The sequence below is a fragment of the Novosphingobium lentum NBRC 107847 genome, from assembly GCF_001590965.1.
Classification (GTDB): Bacteria; Pseudomonadota; Alphaproteobacteria; order Sphingomonadales; family Sphingomonadaceae; genus Novosphingobium; species Novosphingobium lentum.
The window spans coordinates 1-16,745 of sequence record NZ_BCTW01000030.1 but is presented as its reverse complement, the minus strand read 5'-3'; the positions used below and the strand labels follow the sequence as shown (position 1 = coordinate 16,745).

The following is a 16,745-nucleotide window of genomic DNA, read 5'->3' as shown; positions in this document are numbered from 1 at the left end:
TGACTAAGGGGCGGCTCCCCGGCGGTTCGCGCCACCGGGATGGCGCGCAACCCAACGGCGCGCTTGATGGTTATGGGGCCTTAGCTCAGCTGGGAGAGCGCCTGCATGGCATGCAGGAGGTCAGCGGTTCGATCCCGCTAGGCTCCACCATCGTTCCAAGCTCACATTACCGGATCATGGGCGTGCCTTTCGAGAGCCACCGTCTGTCGCGCACGATTGACGCACATCACAGCGAGGCCTAGATTCCTGCGGCAAAGGCGAGAGAGCAGGAGGCATGGCCGTGCTGCCAAGCCAGTGCAGCCGGGCCCGCCGATCAGGATCGGTCGCACGGCTTGCTACGAGGGAAAGAGTGCAGATGCCCGACCCGATGTTCACCCATCTGATGTTCCCCCATTCGGTGCTCCGCCACATCCGCGAGACTGGATTCCGCAAGGCCGGGGCAGGGCTTGGCCTGATCGCGATCGGCTGCCTCACCGCTTCGACCGCGCAGGCGCAGTTCGGCGGGTTCAGCTTGCCGTCGATCCCGCGCGCGTCCTCAACGTCGAGCAGCAACAACGCCAACGCGCGCTCGTCCGACGGCTGCCCGAAGGGTTCGAGCAAGAGCACGGGCTCGTCGATCATGGGCAGCATCATCGGCCAGACCGTGGGCCGCGCCGCCAGCCGCGCGGGCATTTCCAGCTTCGTGCCGATGGCCGAGGTCGCCGATACGCTGACCAACGCGATCGCCTGCAAGCTCGAACCCGCCGAACAGAAGCAGGCCGCCGCCGCCACGCTGGAAGCGACGCGTGGCGACAAGGTCGGGACAAAGTCCACCTGGACCTCGCAGACCCGCGAGAATGTCTCGGGCACCTCCACGGTCGTCGCGCGCAACGATGACAGGACCACGGGGGCGAAGTGCATCACCGTCAGCGACGTGATCATCGTCAATGGCGAGGAAACCACCGCGAACAAGCGCATGTGCCGCCCGCCGGGCTCGGCGCGCTATTCGCTGATGGCCTGATCCATGGTGCGTCTGCGCAAGGCTGCTGCCCTGTTAGCCGCCGCCGCGCTGCTGGTCGGCGCAAAAGCGCCGGCGCCAGCAGCTTCGGGCGCAGACAAGGACAACCCGTCATGCCCCGGCGTGCCCGACTGGGGCCCGCCCAAGGTCATGAGCCTGTCGGTCGCCGATCGCGGCGGTCGGCACGTGCTGATCGGTGACGGGATCATCGACGCGACGCTGCCGCAGCGGATCAAGGCCGCGCTCGACGGTGACGAGCGGATTGAGGAAGTGTGGCTCAGAAGCCGGGGCGGCGACGCCCACGCGGGCAACGAGGCGGGCAAGGTGATCCGGTCGTACCCCGGCATGGCCACGCGCATTCCGGCGGGCTGGACGTGCTTTTCGGCGTGCAACTTCGTGTTCATGGGCGGCGACCGGCGCTTCGTCGATCCGGGCGGGATCTTCATGGTCCACATGTTCACGCACACCGGTGATCGCGACGCGATCGATCTGTCGGTCGAGGAAGGCAGCGACGAGACGGTCAAGCTGATCGGCCAGATCGAACAGTCGAGCGCGCTGCTGGCGAGCGAGGACAACGATTTCCTGATCCGCATGGGCATCAGCCGCAAATTGCTGACCGACGTGATGTACCGCCAGCAGGCCGTCGCCACCAACACCAACCATTCGACGCGCTACTGCCTCAGCCAGGAGGAAGTGCGGCGGTACAACGTGACGCCGGTGGAGAAGGTGGGCTAGGGTAACCGGCATGGACCGGCGCGGCGTTTCGCGATCGGACGTGACGTTCCGCTGGCGCTCAGCCGATCGGACCTGCGGGGCCGACATGCGGTGCGGGCTCCTCGGGCATGGCCGGATCATCGTCCGCCAGCGGGCGGGTGAACCAGCGGGCGTGGCCGTCGGGGCCCATCTCGATATCGTCGATCACCACCGGATCGCTGCCGGTTTCGACCCAGCCTTCGCCATGGCAGCGGTCGCAGTTGACGCGCTTGGCGCGGAAGCTGACGAGATCGATCTCTGCGTTCCACTGGCCGTGCCCCTTGCACACCGGACACGGCGCATCGAGCGCGCCGTTGCGCGGCTGCTGCGCGATCAGGTCGAACGCGTGCGGTGCGTCGGGGCCGGTGCACTGGACGATATTGCTGGCATGCGGCATTGGATGTTCGCCTTCGCGGCTTGAGGGAGCTTACTTCTTCAGGCCGATTTCGCGCAGGCGCTGCTGCAGGTAATCGTCGGCGGTGATCGAAACGGGATAGCGATCGGGATGGTCCGCACTGACGCATTGCGGCAGCGTGTGGAACGCAAAATCGCTGCGCAAGTGCAGGAAGAACGGCATCGAATAGCGGCTGTGCGTCGCCCGTTCGCCCGCCGGATTGCGCACGCGGTGCGTGGTCGAGGGCAGCACGTGGTTGGTCAGCCGCTGGAGCATGTCGCCGATGTTGACCACCAGCGCGCCCGGTGGCGGCGCGACTTCCAGCCACTGGCCCTCGCGCGTCAGTAGTTCCAGCCCGGCTTCCTCGGCCCCCAGCAGCAGCGTGATGAGGTTGATGTCCTCATGCGCCCCGGCGCGGATCGCACCACCCCTGCCACCGGATTCAGCGGCGTCGGCCACGGGCGGATAGTGCAGCAGGCGCAGCACCGAATTGCCGTCGTCGATCGCAGGATCGAACCAGCGCTCGTCCAGCCCCAGCCACACCGCGATGCGCGCCAGGATGCGCGCGCCCGCGTGGTCGAGCGCGGCGTAAAGCGCCTCGAACGTCTCGCGGAACTGCGGCAGTTGCGCCGGCCAGATGTTGGGCGGCATCGACGCCGCCAGCGCGTGCCCGGACGGCAGGTCGCGCCCGACGTGCCAGAATTCCTTCAGATCGTGCGCGGTCGCGCCCTTGGCCACTTCGGTGCCGAACGCGGTGTAGCCGCGCGCGCCGCCCTGGCCGGGGATGAGGTACGCGCGCTTGTCCGCCTCGGGCAGCGCGAAGAACTGGCGGGTAAGCTCCCAGGCGCGCGCGACGAGCGCGGGATCGAGGCCGTGATCGCGCACCATGGCAAAGCCGAAGGTCTGGAAGCTGTCACCCAGATCGCGGGCCAGCGTGGCCGGATCGCTTTCGAGCGAGAGCACCGGAAGGGTCAGCACCGGCGAGTTGGGGAGGTTCATCGTATTCCTGTTCGCAAATTGCGGTTATGGGGTCCGCTGTAACCGCAAACGGACTTGCTTTCATGACCAAAATCGATGCCGAGCCGCAGTTCTGGCTGATGAAGTCGGAACCCGACGTGTACGGCTGGGACGATCTGGTCGAGCAGAAGGAAGGCACGTGGGACGGGGTGCGCAACCACCTTGCCGCGCGCAACTTGCGCACGATGAAGCAGGGCGATCTGGCGTTCTTCTACCATTCCAACATCGGACTGGAGATCGTCGGCATCATGAAAATCAGCAAGGCCGGGATGACCGACCCGACCGATCCCGACGGCAAGTGGGCTGCGGTCAAGGTCAAGCCGGTAAAAAAGCTGAAGCGCGCGATCACGCTCAAGGAAATCAAGGCCACGCCCGAACTGGCGGATATGGAACTGCTGCGCCAGTCGCGCCTGTCCGTGTCGGGCGTGCGACCGTCTGAATGGGATTTCATCCTTGAGATGGCAAAGCGCAAATTGCCGGGAACGAAATAGCGGCCTTGTGCATATCTCCTTCACATGGCGCGATTTTCCCGCCGTTTCGCACGAAGGAGCTGTTCATGGGTGAACTGATCGACAAGGCCAAGGGCGCCGCCAACCAGTCCGCCGGCAAGACCAAGGAAGCCGTCGGCAAGGCGACCGACAATGCCTCGCTGACCGCCAAGGGCCAGGCGCAGGATGCCAAGGGCAAGCTCCAGAACGCCAGCGGCAACGTGAAGGGCGCGCTGGGCGACAAGGTCTGACACCAACCGGTATTGCGGCGCGTTCCATGCCCGCAACAAAAGGGTCGCACACCTGACGGGGTGCGGCCCTTTTTCCGTTGGGGAGAGGTCCGCTCTAAAGGTTAATGTCCCGCGACGAAACGCCCGGCCAAAACCACCCGGCCCCCCGGTGCCACAATGGTGAATCCTTCGTTAAGAAGGGATCATGTCGCATCACCCCGCCTCTGCCAGCAAACCGGCTGGCCATCCGTTCCGTCGCTCGCTCCCGCCGCGCGTGCTGCGACCTTTGCCCACATTCGAACCCGAGGTGATTGCGGCGGAACAGCGCGCTGCGCTGGCCGCGTTGCGTTCACCCGATGTCAGCCCGTGGAAGTTCACGCGGCAGGATCTGAAGGACTTCCTGCTCGCCTATTGCGCGTGCTTCATCGCCGTCAGCGTGTGGATCGCCTGACGCGGCGTGACCATCAGGCGGCGGTGCCCGCTTGCTTCTCGGCCTCGGCCTCAAGCTCGGCCGCGTACAGCAGCTTTCCCAGCCACGACGCGAACAGGCACATCGCCGCGCCCAGCAACAGCTGGTTGATGATCGCCACGTTGGCTGCGCTCAGCCCGATGGCGAGCAGCGAACCCACCACCATCGCGCCCGAATTGACGATGTTGTTGGCCGCGATCGTGCGCGCGGTTTCTGACTTGTCGACCGTGGTGGTCAGGAATGCGTAAAGCGGCACCACGAACATGCCGCCGGCCATCGCGATGCCCAGCAGCGACAGCAGCAGCGGGATCGCCAGCCGTTGCGCCAAGAACGTGGGCACGTCCATCAGCGGCGCGCTGGGGTGCGGCGTCCATTCGCGGCAGACGAAGTAGAACGCGACGATGAACAGCCCCATCACCACCACCGAAGCGGGCGAATAGCGCGCCGAGACCTTGCCCTTGAGCAGCGCGTTGACCGACATCGAGCCGATCGACACGCCGATCGAGAACACCACCAGGAACACGCTGGCGACTTCCTTGCTGGCATCGAGCACGTTCTTGGCCAGCGGCGGGAACTGGATGAACAGCACCGCGCCGATCGTCCAGAAAAAGCTGATCGCCATGATCGCCAAAAACACCCGTCGGTGGTGCAGCGTGTTGTTGACCAGCGTGATCGACGAACGGATCAGGTGGAAATCGAGCGGCTGGGCCGGGATCAGCGGCTTGGCCGGCGGCACCTGCCGCCCGGTGGCGTAACCGACCAGCGAGGTCAGCACCACGCCGATGGCGGCCCATTGCACCGGGATCCAGCCCGCCAGGATCGTGCCGGCCAGGATCGCGATATAGGTGCCCGCCTCGACCAGTCCGGTGCCCGCCAGCACTTCATCCTCGTGCAGGTGCTGGGGCAGGATCGCGTACTTGATCGGGCCGAAGAAGGTGGAGTGCACGCCCATCGCCAGCAGCGCGAGCAGCATCAGCGGAATCGCGAACGTGTGCACGCCGATGCCCTTCCACGCCAGCACCAGCCCGGCCGCGCCGACCAGCATGATGCCGATCTCGCACGCCTTGATGATGCGGATGATCCGCGCCTTGTCGCGCATGTCGGCCAGCTGGCCCGACAGCGCCGACAGCAGGAAGAACGGCAGGATGAACAAGGCCGAGGCGATCGCCGAAAAGCGCGCTTCCTCAGCCTCCGAACTGTAGATGCTGTACACTACGTACAGGATCATCGCGTTCTTGAAGAGGTTGTCGTTGAACGCGCCGAGCAACTGGGTGACGAACAGGGGCAGGAATCGGCGCGAATGGATGAGATGCGTCTGAGTGGTCATTCGGTCCTTGCCAGCATCCCCGTTACGGCGCAGACCCTAGCGGCATGGCCGGGGCGGACAAGAGGGCATCGAACGGTTTCACACAGCCGTCAGGGAGCGTAAGGCGCCCCGTGATGATGACGTTGCCCAACATGCTCACCCTGTCGCGGATCGTCGCGGTCCCGCTGCTGTCCTTCTTCCTGTGGTGGCCCGACTGGGCGTTCGGCTACGGCATCGCGTTCGCGCTGTACTGCCTGATGGGCATCACCGACTATTTCGACGGCTATATCGCACGGTCGAGCGGAGCGGTGTCGCGGCTGGGCATCTTCCTCGATCCCATCGCCGACAAGATCATGGTTGCCGCGGTCATCCTGGTGCTGAGCGCGCAAGGCATCCTGCGTGGGCCGTTCGTGGGCGACATGCACGTGATCGCCGGGCTGGTGATCCTGATGCGCGAGATCGCGGTGTCGGGCCTGCGCGAATTCCTCGGCGGGCTGCAGGTATCGATTCCGGTCAGCAAGCTGGCCAAATGGAAGACCACGTTCCAGCTGGTCTCGCTCGGCGCGCTGATTCTGGGCAACGCCACGCCGTGGTGGAACGCCTCGATCGGCTGGCTGGTGATCAACATTCCGCACACCGTCGGCCTCATCACGCTGTGGGCCGCCGCCGCGCTGACCTTGATCACGGGCTGGGATTACCTGCGCGTGGGCCTGAAGCACATGGATTGAAGGCGTGCGTGCCCAGCGGTGTGGCGATGGTCCCTGACCCTTGCCGCACGCAAGATTGCGTAGTCATCGCCACCCATATTCTGAACCTTGATCCGACTAGGAAATCGCGGCCGCAAGGCCTCGGTTCCGGAGTTCTGGTTGGTGGTTGCGGTTGGATCACGGTGGGTAATCGCACTGGCGCTGGCGTTCATCGGCGCGCTCGCGGTTGCACCGGCGGCGCGGGCCGGAACGCAAGTGCTGTCGGACAACTTCACCGGGTCGAACTCATCGCTGGCGTGGCAAGTCTATGGCAGTGCCTGCCTGACGGCCGGTAGCGGCGGCAGCAGCATCCCGGCTTGTGCGGCGGGCAGCACGGGCGGCTATACCGGCAACGTGCCCGATTCCAGCGGGCAGGGTGCGCTGCTGCTGACCCGGGCGGTGCAGAGCGACGTCGGCGGGATCATCTCGCTGAACAGTTTCCCCAGCTCGGCCGGGTTTACGGTGACATTCAACGCCGTTTCTTACGGCGGCAGCGGGGCCGACGGAATCTCATTCTTCCTGCTCGATGCCTCGCAAGGGGTGCCGGCGTCGCTGGGCTACATCGGTGGCAGCCTGGGCTACGTCAATATCGCGGGCGGGTTCATGGGTGTCGGAATCGACGAATACGGCAACTTCTCCAACCCCGGCTGCGGCGGTGGCGGATGCAGCGGCGGACCGGGACTGACCCAGAATGCCGTGGCGGTGCGCGGCCTGACCAGTGCGGCCAGCCCTTATATCACCCACGCGGTTCCCGGGTTCTCGCTATGGAGCAACGTTTCGACGCGGCAGCAGGCGACCAGCCATACGTACACGATTTCGATGACGGCAGCCGGATCGCTGAGCGTGGCGATCGACGGAACAACCTATGTCTCGGGCCTCAACGCGTCCGCCCAGGTCGGGGCACTCCCGGCCTACCTTCGGGTCGGCATCGCTTCGAGCACCGGGGGCGCGACCAATTTCCACCAGATCACGTCGTTCAGCGTGACTTCGCTGAGCACCAGCAACATCACCGTGTCCAAAGTGCACACCGTGATGTCGGACCCGGTCAACGGCGCCACCAACCCCAAGCTGATCCCGGGGGCGACCGTGCGCTATTGCGTGATCGTCGCCAATCTGACCGGCAATCCCACCGCCACCGGGATAGCCGTGGCTGACCCGCTGACCGGACTGCACCTGACGTACGTCGCCAATTCGATCCGGGTCAACGGCACCGCATCGAACGGGGTCTGCACCTGGAACGGCAGCACCGGAGGCAGCTACGCCAGCGGAACGGTCAGCGCGTCGCTGGCCAATCTGGCGGGCGGAGCCACCAGCACGATGTATTTCGACGCGACGGTGCAATAGCGACGACGCATCGGGATTCCGTTGATCGGGCGGGACTGTCAGAACCCGGCGATCAGCATGTCGAGTGCATTGCCGATCGCGTCCTGTTTCGGCAGCAGCGAAACGACCCGTGCGCCAAGCTCGCGCACCGCAATTGCGCTCGCGAGGTGGGTGGCCATGACCAGCCGCTCTCCGTCGATAGCGAAGACCGGATGCAAGCGGGCGATCGGTTTGGGAACATGCGCTTCGGGCAGAAGCGGGACCACCAACCGGGTTGTCAGTCCATCAAGCAGGTCGGCTTGGCAATCGAGGACCAGCGGGCCGGTCCCGACCTGCCGGTAGACGTCGAATTTGGCCATCCTGCGGTGGTCAGAACGGGCGGTGGCCGGACAGCGGCAGTCCGTTTTCCTCGACCCAGCCATTCCACGCGCCAACCGCGCCGGCATTGTCGAGCTTCCACTGGCGCGCCTTTTCGCGCGCGATCTGGTCGGCAAGCCCGGCCTCGCACGCGCGCGAAATGTTGAGGCCAAGCCGCCTGGCTTCGCCTACCAGTTCGACGTCGAGCGACACGTTGGTCGCCTTGCGCGCGGATCCGGTAACGTCGTGAGGGTGTTGCATGATCGGATTCCTGCCCTTTGATGCGTATGCTTATGCGCATATTTGCGGACGTCAATGGTTCGCCGGCCACACGCAACGACATGCGAATGCGCGCAGGATGTGTTAGGCGCGCTTGGACGCAAGACCGGTCGTTCGCCGGTCCATCGACTCGAACAGGATCACGACATGCAGGGTTTGTCCGAGGATGGGCGGCAACTGGTCGAGGCGATGGCCAGCCGCCATGGCGTGAGTACCGATGCCGTGACGCAGCTGCTGATGGCGATCGCCGCCGGCGGCGGGCGGCAGGCGCAGTTCCATCATCCGGATCTGGGTGGCATGGGCCAATGGTCGCAAGGCGGGATGATCATGGTCGGCGACATGTTCAACAACGGCCTGAAGTTTCGCGTCGATGCGCTGTGCAACGATCTGGCGGCGGCGTTGCAGGCATCCTCGCCGTTCGTGGTTCCGCCGCAGTCGTCGCAAAGTCAAAGCCAGTCGAACGGGGCGAGCGGCATCGGCGCGACCAGCGGGTCCAGCCTGTTCGTGCCCGGACCATCGGGCAGCCGCTGGCCGGAGGAACTGGGCGCCCCGGCGTCGACCGGATCGCAGAACGACCTGCACTATGCGGTGTTCCCTGCCACCCACCGCCTCGCCATCGACCAGCGCGGGCGCGTCACGGTCTATGACACTGCCGACCACCGGATCAGCGGGTTTTCCCAGCAGCAGAGCGGCGACCAGTCGATTACCTTCACCAGCCAGCACGGTCTGGTGCGGGTGGCGGACCTCGCCGTCGTTTCGCCGTCGCCAGCAACCGCGCCCGAACCGCAGGCCCCGGCAGCCGAGCAAGCGGTGCCGAAGGCTCATCCTGCTCCGGCGCCGCCTCCTGTCAACGTGGTCGCGAATCCTGCGATAACTATTTCAGACGACGAGATATTCTCGCGGATCGAGCGTCTGGCCGATCTGCGCAAGAAGGACATCATCACGGCTGCGGAATTCGAAGCCAAGAAAGCCGAACTTCTCGCCCGGCTTTGAACGTTCGGGTCACCCCGCCTTCAGTTCCGCCGCCAGCAGCCTGAACTCCTCGCCGCGCGGGGAATTCTTGCGCCAGACCAGCGCGATTTCGCGGCTGGCGTGATCGGAATTGAGCGGCCGCGCGACGATCTGGGTGTCGTGCAGAATGCCCGCGTCGATTGCCATCTGCGGCAGCATGGTCAGCCCCAGCCCGTTGTCGACCATCTGCACCAGCGTGTGCAGGCTCGTGCCGATCATCGTCGCGCTCGCGCGCAGTTCGGGCCGGTTGCACGCGGCCAGCGCGTGGTCCTTCAGGCAGTGCCCGTCTTCAAGCAGCAGCAGCCGGTTCTCGTCGATCATGCCCGGCGGGATGACCGCAGGCGGATCGCGCGGGTCGTCCTTGGGGAAGGCGACCAGCAGCCGGTCGCTGAACAGATGCTCGACTTCGACTTCGCCGGTGGCGAACGGCAGCGCGAGCAGCACGCAATCGGCGCGGCCGTGGTGGAGCGATTCGATCGCCGCGCCGCTCGGCTCCTCGCGCAGGAACAGCTTCAGCTGCGGGCGCTCCTGGCGCAGACGCGGCAGGATGCGCGGCAGCAGGAACGGCGCGATGGTGGGGATCACGCTCATCCGCAGTTCGCCTGCCAATGGCGCGCCGTGCGACTGCACCAGTTCGGACAGCTCCTCCGCCTCACGCAGCAGGCGGTGCGCCTTGGCCACCACTTGGTTGCCCAGCGGGGTGAACCGCACCACGCGACGGGTGCGTTCGACCAGCGTCACGCCGAGCAGCGATTCCAGCTCGCGCAGCCCCGCCGAGAGCGTGGACTGCGAGACGAAGCAGCTGTCGGCGGCGCGCCCGAAATGCCCATGCTCGTGCAGCGCCACGAGGTATTGCAGCTGCTTCAGCGTGGGCAGGTACGTGCTCATGGCCGGGCGGGCGCCATGCTATTCGTCGTTATCGGCCACTGGGTCGGCCACGGGTTCGTCGTGTTCCGGCGCATCGTCATGGTCGAGCGGGACCACGAAGTCGGCATCGTCGAACACGGCGGGCAGTTCGGGATCGACATGCGCGACCACGTCAACGCCGCCGGCGCCGTTGCCGCCGATATCGTCGATGTGCGCCATCTTCAGCTTGCCGCCCACCACGGCGAACGCCAACTTTCCCTCCACCAGCTCCAGCGCATCGCGCCCGAACTGTTCGAAGCGCCAGCCTTCGAGGATGGCGAGGTTCTTGCGCTGCCCGGCGGCGAGCGCTTCCAGATCGTCGCTGCGCGCGAGCAGGCGCGAGGCGACGTCGATCTCGCGGCTGCGGATCTTGAGCAGCAGCTTGAGCAAGTCGGCGACCAGTGCGCCTTCCTTGCCCAGCGGCGCACCGCGCGGGGCGCGTGCCGGCATTTCGTCGTCGCGCAGCGGCTTGGCCTCGGCCAGCGTCGCCATCAGCCGCCGCCCGATCTCGTTCTCGCGCCAGCCCGAGGACAGCCCGCGCACTTTGGCGAGGTCGGCCTGGTCCTTGGGCGGGTGCCCGGCGATGTCGGCCAGCGTCTCGTCGCGCATGATCCGGCCGCGCGGGATGTTCTTGTCCATCGCCTCGACCTCGCGCCAGGCGGCCACGGCCCTGAGCCGACCCAGCACGCCGGCGTTGCGGGTGGAGACGCGCACACGCTGCCACATCGCATCGGGATCGGACTTGTAGTTGGCCGGATCGGCCAGCTTTTCCATCTCGATGTCGAGCCATTCGCCGCGCCCGGTCTTGCGCAGGCGGTTGAGCAGCTTGGGAAAAATCTTGGCAAGGTGCGTCACGTCGCCGATCGCGTATTCGATCTGGCGCTCAGTCAGCGGGCGGCGCGACCAGTCGGTGAAGCGCGCACCTTTGTCGACCGTGATCCCGAGCCAGCTTTCGACGAGGTTGGAATAGCCGATCTGTTCGGACTGGCTCACCGCCATCATCGCGATCTGGGTGTCGAAGATCGGGTGCGGGGTCTTCTTGGTCAGGTTGTAGATGATTTCCACATCCTGCCCGCCCGCGTGGAAGACCTTGAGCACGTCCTCGTTATTCACCAGCAGGTCGAGCAGCGGGGTCAGGTCGATCCCCGGCGCCATCGGATCGATCGCGGCGGCTTCCTGCGTATCGGCGATCTGCACCAGGCACAGTTCCGGCCAGAACGTGTTCTCGCGCATGAACTCGGTGTCGACCGTGATGAAGTCGGCCTTGGCCAGCCGGTCGCACAAGTCGGCAAGGGCTGCGGTGGTGGTGATCAGAGGGTGTATCTTCATTGCCGATTTCTGTAAGGGCCCGCGGGTTGACAAAGCGGGCGTCATGGCCTGTTAGCCGCGCGCTTCCCCTGCAATATCCCGGCGACTTTGGCCAGAGCCTTTGGAAAGACCTTCGATGCACCCCTATCGCACCCACACCTGCGCCGCGCTCCGCATCGCCGATGTCGGCAGCGTCGTCCGCCTGTCCGGCTGGGTCCATCGCAAGCGCGATCACGGCGGGCTGCTGTTCGTCGATTTGCGCGATCACTATGGCCTCACGCAGGTCGTGGTCGATACCGACAGCCCCGCGTTCGCGCAGCTCGAACGCCTGCGGGTTGAGTCGGTGGTGACGATCACCGGCAAGGTTGTGGCGCGCACTGCCGATACGGTGAACTCCAGCCTGCCCACCGGCGCGATCGAACTGCGCGCCGCCGACGTGGTGCTGCGCTCTGCCGCCGAGGAGCTGCCGATGCCGGTGGCCGGAGAGCAGGAGTATCCTGAGGATATCCGCCTCAAGTACCGCTACCTCGATCTGCGGCGCGAGAAGGTCCACGCCAACATGATGCTGCGGTCGCAGGTCATCGCGTCGCTGCGCCGCCGCATGGTCGACCAGGGCTTCACCGAATTCCAGACGCCGATCCTGACGGCGTCCTCGCCCGAGGGCGCGCGCGACTATCTGGTGCCCAGCCGCGTCCATCCGGGCAAGTTCTATGCGCTGCCGCAGGCGCCGCAGATGTTCAAGCAGCTGCTGATGGTCGCCGGCTTCGACCGCTATTTCCAGATCGCTCCGTGTTTTCGCGACGAGGATGCGCGCGCCGACCGTTCGCCCGGCGAGTTCTACCAGCTCGATTTCGAGATGAGCTTCGTCACGCAGGACGATGTGTTCAACGCAATCGAGCCCGTGCTGGGCGGGGTGTTCGAAGAGTTCGCCAACGGCAAGTCGGTGACCGCATCGGGCAGCTTCCCGCGCATTCCTTATGCCGAATCGATGCTCAAGTACGGCAACGACAAGCCCGATTTGCGCAACCCGATCGAAATTTCCGACGTTACCGAACACTTCAAGGGCTCGGGCTTCGGGCTGTTCGACCGCATCGCCAGCGAGGGCGGGCGCGTGCGCGCGATCCCGGCGCCGGGCGCGGGCAAGCTCAGCCGCAAGTTCTTCGACGAGATGAACGAATGGGCGCGCGGCGAGGGCCATGCCGGGCTGGGCTACATCAACATCAAGGAGGGCGTGCCCGCCGGGCCGATCGCCAAGAACCATGGGCCGGAGGAGACGGCCAAGCTGGTCGCAGCGCTGGGTCTCGGCCCCGACGACGGCGTGTTCTTCGCCGCGGGCAAGGAACTGCAGGCCGCCAAGCTGGCCGGGCTGGCGCGCACCCGCGTGGGCGAGCAGCTCAAGCTGATCGAGCAGGGCTGCTTCAAGTTCTGCTGGATCGTCGATTTCCCGATGTTCGAATACGACGAGGACGCCAAGAAGATCGACTTCAGCCATAACCCGTTCTCGATGCCGCAAGGCGAGCTCGAAGCGCTGGAAACCATGGATCCGCTGCAGATCAAGGCGTGGCAGTACGACATCGTCTGCAACGGCGTGGAACTGTCGTCCGGCGCGATCCGGAACCACCGGCCCGACATCATGTACAAGGCGTTCGAGATCGCGGGCTATAGCCGCGAGGATGTCGACACCAATTTTGCCGGCATGATCAACGCGTTCAAGTTCGGCGCGCCGCCGCACGGCGGATCGGCCCCGGGGGTCGATCGCATCGTCATGCTGCTGGCGGATGAACCCAACATCCGCGAGGTGGTGGTGTTCCCGATGAACCAGAAGGCCGAAGACCTGCTGATGGGCGCGCCGGGTAACGTCAGCCTCAAACAGCTGCGCGAACTGCATATCCGGCTCGTCGAACCGAGCAAAGGGTAAGGCGGAAGCGCCGCTTGGCGCATTGGGACCACTTGCCAGCCTGCATTGCGTTCATTAGGGCGCAACCTGATCGATAACCGCTTTCCTTCGAAGGGGCATTTCATGAGCGATACCGCCGACCGCGTTAAGAAGATCGTCGTCGAGCACCTCGGCGTCGAAGCCGACAAGGTCACCGAGGATGCAAGCTTCATCGATGATCTGGGCGCAGACAGCCTCGACATCGTCGAACTCGTCATGGCGTTCGAAGAAGAATTCGGCGTCGAGATCCCCGACGATGCGGCCGAGAAGATCGCCACCGTATCCGACGCGATCAAATACATCGACGAAAACAAGGGCTGAACCGCCCCAGATCCCGAACGGACTGGGCCCGATGGCCAGGTTCGTATCGTGTCCTGAAAGACCGGTAGACCGCCACTTTCGGCGGTCAGCCGCTTTCTCCAAAGGGCAAATCGGGACCACGACAGGCTCAGCCCGATCGGGGGCTGGGCCTGTTGGCATATGGGACCGGTATCCGATCCGGTCCCGTGAATTGTTGGAGAGAGTTGCATGCGCCGTGTGGTCGTAACCGGACTTGGGCTTGTCACCCCGCTGGGGGCTGACGTTGAAACCGTGTGGAAGAACCTCATCGCCGGAAAGTCCGGCGCGGGTCCGATCACGAAGTTCGACGCTTCGGACCAGAAGTGCCGCATCGCCTGCGAGGTGAAGCCGGCAGACCACGAATACGGGTTCGACCCCAACAAGCGCGTCGATCACAAGGTCCAGCGCCAGGTCGATCCGTTCATCATCTATGGCATCGATGCCGCTGGTCAGGCGCTGGAAGATGCGGGCCTTACCGAGATGGACGAGCCGACCCGCCTGCGCGCCGGCTGCTCGATCGGATCGGGCATCGGCGGCCTGCCGGGAATCGAAAGCGAATCGCTGATCCTTGCCGAAAAAGGGCCGGGCCGGGTCAGTCCGCACTTCGTCCACGGGCGGCTGATCAACCTCATTTCGGGGCAGGTGTCGATCAAGTACGGCCTGATGGGCCCCAACCATGCCGTGGTGACGGCCTGTTCGACCGGCGCGCATTCGATCGGCGATGCCGCGCGGATGATCCGCGACGACGACGCCGACATCATGCTCGCAGGCGGTGCCGAGGGCACGGTCTGCCCGATCGGGATCGCCGGCTTCGCGCAGGCGCGCGCGCTCAACTGCACGTTCAACGACCGGCCCGAGCAGGCCAGCCGCCCTTATGACAAGGGCCGCGACGGCTTCGTGATGGGTGAGGGCGCGGGCGTGGTGGTGCTCGAGGAATACGAGCATGCCAAGGCGCGCGGCGCGAAGATCTATGCAGAAGTGGTCGGTTATGGCCTGTCGGGCGATGCCTATCACGTCACCGCGCCGCATCCGGACGGTTTCGGCGCGTACCGGTCGATGGAAATGGCGCTGAAGAAGGCAGGCATGCAGCCGTCGGACATCGACTATATCAATGCCCACGGCACCTCGACGATGGCCGACACGATCGAACTTGGCGCGGTCAAGCGTCTGTTCGGCGATGCCATCGGCAGCGTTTCGATGAGCAGCACCAAGTCCGCCATCGGCCACCTGCTGGGCGGCGCGGGCGCGGTCGAAGCCATCTTCTGCATCCTGGCGATCCGCGACCAGATCGTGCCGCCAACGCTCAACCTCGATGACCCGGACGAGGGCACCGAGGGTGTCGATCTGGTGCCGCATGTAGCCAAAAAGCGCGAAGTGCGCGCCTGCCTCAACAACAGCTTCGGCTTTGGCGGAACCAACGCCAGCCTGGTGCTGAAGAAGGTCTGAGCGCCATGGCCCTTCGCGCGAAGGGCGGCCTGATCGCGGCGGCCGCGGCGTTCGTCCTGCTGGTGGCGGGCGGGCTGTTCCTGCACGGCTGGTACGGCGCCGGGCCGCTGGCGAACAACGCGGCGTTCATCGTGCCCGACCATTCGACACTGGGCAGCGTGGCGGGCCAGCTGGAGCAGCAGGGCGCGATATCCTCGGCCTCGGGGTTCCGGCTGCGTGCGCGGTTGCTGGGCGGGGCCAAGCCGGTCAAGGCAGGCGAGTTCATGCTGCCTGCGCATTCCAGTCCGGCGCGCATCCTGGCGATCCTGCAGGGCAGCGAAGTGATCCGGCGGCTGGTGGCGGTGCCCGAAGGCATGCCCTCGATCATGGTCTACGAACGCCTGATGGCGCAGCCGCTGTTGTCGGGCCCGATCCCGATGCCGGCGGAAGGCTCGATCCTGCCCAACAGCTATGATTTCGAGCGCGGGGAAAGCCGCGCGGCAGTGCTGGGCCGGATGCAGGCGGCGATGAAGAAGACGCTGGCCGACCTGTGGAAGAAGCGCGGCCCCGATACCGTGGCGAAGACGCCCGAGGAAGCGCTGGTGCTGGCCTCGATCGTCGAGAAGGAAACCGGCAAACCATCCGAACGCCCGATGGTGGCGGGTCTGTATTCGAACCGGCTGCGCAAGGGCATGCTGCTGCAGGCCGATCCGACGATCATCTATCCGATCACGCAGGGCAAGCCGCTCGGCCGCCGCATCCGCCAGTCGGAAATCGCTGCGGTGAACGATTACAATACCTATTCGATGGTGGGGCTGCCCAAGGGGCCCATCACCAACCCGGGCAAGGAATCGATCGCGGCAGTGCTCCACCCGGCAAAGACCGAAGCGCTGTACATGGTGGCGGATGGCTCCGGCGGGCACGCCTTTGCGGCAACACTGGAAGAGCATAATGCCAACGTCGCCAAATGGTTCGCGCTGCGCAAGGCGCGCGGCGACCTGTAGAAACCGGTGCGGGATCGCACAAGCCGGGTCAAATCGGATCAAACACCGTGGTCATGCGTTGCTTGCCGAAAGGTTTCGTTTATAACTTTCTCTTAGTCACCGTTTCCGCAGGGCGCGCGTTCCATACGCTCTGAAGAACGGGAACATTCCGGCTTGACCGAAGGAGTCCTGCCCATTGCGGGCAGGGTGATCATTCCGGTCTTGCCGAGTGTTTCCGGTCATCGCGGCTGTCGCGCGACCGTCTGCCTGCCGCTGCGCAAGACACCTCACCCACCCACCGCGCTCACCAGCTCGCCCACAAGCCGACGCTGCATCGTCCAACCGTCTGCGCACGAAAAAGCCCGGGCAGGATTTGCATCCTGCCCGGGTCTTGGAGGTCTACCGGACAGTAGAATAGACGGTCTTAGAGATGGCCGATCTTAGAGATGGCCGTCAGACGCGTTGTTCATGTCACCCG

General features: G+C 65.3%; 19 protein-coding genes and 1 tRNA gene. 13 read left to right on the top strand and 7 right to left on the bottom strand.

All coding sequences use genetic code 11. The features are described 5' to 3' along the window. Positions 1-74 precede the first annotated feature (74 nt). From NL2_RS19250 to NL2_RS19240, 3 genes are all read left to right on the top strand, one after another. Positions 75-150, top strand: a tRNA-Ala gene (locus NL2_RS19250). A 205-nt stretch (positions 151-355) separates the two neighbouring features. After that, the gene (locus NL2_RS19245) at positions 356-1,000 is read left to right on the top strand and encodes a hypothetical protein (RefSeq protein ID WP_245647770.1); all 645 of its coding nucleotides are present in this window, start codon (positions 356-358) and stop codon (positions 998-1,000) included. Positions 1,001-1,003: 3 nt separating this feature from the next. Further along, the gene (locus tag NL2_RS19240; RefSeq protein ID WP_245647769.1) at positions 1,004-1,732 is read left to right on the top strand and encodes a COG3904 family protein; all 729 of its coding nucleotides are present in this window, start codon (positions 1,004-1,006) and stop codon (positions 1,730-1,732) included. Between the two features lie 58 nt (positions 1,733-1,790). Here NL2_RS19240 and NL2_RS19235 read toward each other — a convergent pair whose 3' ends face one another. Then, complete coding sequence (locus tag NL2_RS19235) at positions 1,791-2,147, bottom strand: hypothetical protein (RefSeq protein WP_174522635.1); 357 nt, start codon at positions 2,145-2,147, stop codon at positions 1,791-1,793. Between the two features lie 30 nt (positions 2,148-2,177). Next, positions 2,178-3,143, bottom strand: a complete 966-nt coding sequence (locus NL2_RS19230; RefSeq protein WP_068077827.1) for an isopenicillin N synthase family dioxygenase — start codon at positions 3,141-3,143, stop codon at positions 2,178-2,180. A 62-nt stretch (positions 3,144-3,205) separates the two neighbouring features. Here NL2_RS19230 and NL2_RS19225 point away from each other — a divergent pair, with 62 nt between their 5' ends. From NL2_RS19225 to NL2_RS19215, 3 genes are all read left to right on the top strand, one after another. Beyond that, positions 3,206-3,652 carry an EVE domain-containing protein gene (locus NL2_RS19225; RefSeq protein ID WP_068077824.1) on the top strand — a complete coding sequence of 149 codons (447 nt, stop codon included), beginning with the start codon at positions 3,206-3,208 and terminating at the stop codon, positions 3,650-3,652. A 65-nt stretch (positions 3,653-3,717) separates the two neighbouring features. Then, positions 3,718-3,900, top strand: a complete 183-nt coding sequence (locus tag NL2_RS19220; protein WP_068077822.1) for a CsbD family protein — start codon at positions 3,718-3,720, stop codon at positions 3,898-3,900. Positions 3,901-4,084: 184 nt separating this feature from the next. Beyond that, positions 4,085-4,330 (top strand): hypothetical protein, encoded by a 246-nt coding sequence (locus NL2_RS19215; protein WP_068077820.1) that lies wholly within the window; start codon positions 4,085-4,087, stop codon positions 4,328-4,330. 13 nt (positions 4,331-4,343) lie between these two features. On the opposite strand, the gene NL2_RS19210 is transcribed toward NL2_RS19215, so the two are convergent. Next, positions 4,344-5,675, bottom strand: a complete 1,332-nt coding sequence (locus NL2_RS19210) for an MFS transporter (RefSeq protein ID WP_068077815.1) — start codon at positions 5,673-5,675, stop codon at positions 4,344-4,346. A gap of 113 nt (positions 5,676-5,788) precedes the next feature. Here NL2_RS19210 and pgsA point away from each other — a divergent pair, with 113 nt between their 5' ends. Continuing rightward, positions 5,789-6,382 (top strand): CDP-diacylglycerol--glycerol-3-phosphate 3-phosphatidyltransferase, encoded by a 594-nt coding sequence (gene pgsA, locus NL2_RS19205; protein WP_068077812.1) that lies wholly within the window; start codon positions 5,789-5,791, stop codon positions 6,380-6,382. A gap of 141 nt (positions 6,383-6,523) precedes the next feature. Continuing rightward, positions 6,524-7,744: an L-type lectin family protein gene (locus NL2_RS19200; protein ID WP_157083271.1), complete on the top strand. Its 1,221-nt coding sequence runs from the start codon at positions 6,524-6,526 to the stop codon at positions 7,742-7,744. 38 nt (positions 7,745-7,782) lie between these two features. Here the strand turns inward: NL2_RS19200 and NL2_RS19195 are convergent, their stop codons facing one another. Then, on the bottom strand, positions 7,783-8,082 hold the full coding sequence (locus NL2_RS19195) for a CcdB family protein (protein WP_068077804.1): 300 nt from the start codon (positions 8,080-8,082) through the stop codon (positions 7,783-7,785). A 10-nt stretch (positions 8,083-8,092) separates the two neighbouring features. Beyond that, entirely contained in the window at positions 8,093-8,341 is a 249-nt protein-coding gene (locus NL2_RS19190; protein ID WP_174522634.1) for a type II toxin-antitoxin system CcdA family antitoxin, read from the bottom strand. Between the two features lie 165 nt (positions 8,342-8,506). Here NL2_RS19190 and NL2_RS19185 point away from each other — a divergent pair, with 165 nt between their 5' ends. After that, entirely contained in the window at positions 8,507-9,352 is an 846-nt protein-coding gene (locus tag NL2_RS19185) for an SHOCT domain-containing protein (protein ID WP_068077800.1), read from the top strand. 9 nt (positions 9,353-9,361) lie between these two features. Here the strand turns inward: NL2_RS19185 and NL2_RS19180 are convergent, their stop codons facing one another. Next, positions 9,362-10,258: a hydrogen peroxide-inducible genes activator gene (locus NL2_RS19180; protein ID WP_068077799.1), complete on the bottom strand. Its 897-nt coding sequence runs from the start codon at positions 10,256-10,258 to the stop codon at positions 9,362-9,364. 18 nt (positions 10,259-10,276) lie between these two features. Beyond that, positions 10,277-11,605 (bottom strand): ribonuclease D, encoded by a 1,329-nt coding sequence (gene rnd / locus NL2_RS19175; RefSeq protein WP_084356224.1) that lies wholly within the window; start codon positions 11,603-11,605, stop codon positions 10,277-10,279. Between the two features lie 115 nt (positions 11,606-11,720). Here rnd and aspS point away from each other — a divergent pair, with 115 nt between their 5' ends. The 4 genes from aspS to mltG all read left to right on the top strand — a co-directional run bounded on the left by aspS (position 11,721) and on the right by mltG (position 16,288). After that, a complete protein-coding gene (gene aspS / locus NL2_RS19170; RefSeq protein WP_068077798.1) occupies positions 11,721-13,502 on the top strand; it encodes an aspartate--tRNA ligase in 1,782 nt (593 codons plus the stop codon). A 102-nt stretch (positions 13,503-13,604) separates the two neighbouring features. Next, positions 13,605-13,841 (top strand): acyl carrier protein, encoded by a 237-nt coding sequence (locus NL2_RS19165; RefSeq protein ID WP_068077796.1) that lies wholly within the window; start codon positions 13,605-13,607, stop codon positions 13,839-13,841. Between the two features lie 207 nt (positions 13,842-14,048). After that, the gene (gene fabF / locus NL2_RS19160; RefSeq protein WP_068077794.1) at positions 14,049-15,305 is read left to right on the top strand and encodes a beta-ketoacyl-ACP synthase II; all 1,257 of its coding nucleotides are present in this window, start codon (positions 14,049-14,051) and stop codon (positions 15,303-15,305) included. Positions 15,306-15,310: 5 nt separating this feature from the next. Next, entirely contained in the window at positions 15,311-16,288 is a 978-nt protein-coding gene (mltG, locus tag NL2_RS19155; RefSeq protein ID WP_068077792.1) for an endolytic transglycosylase MltG, read from the top strand. Positions 16,289-16,745: the final 457 nt, after the last annotated feature.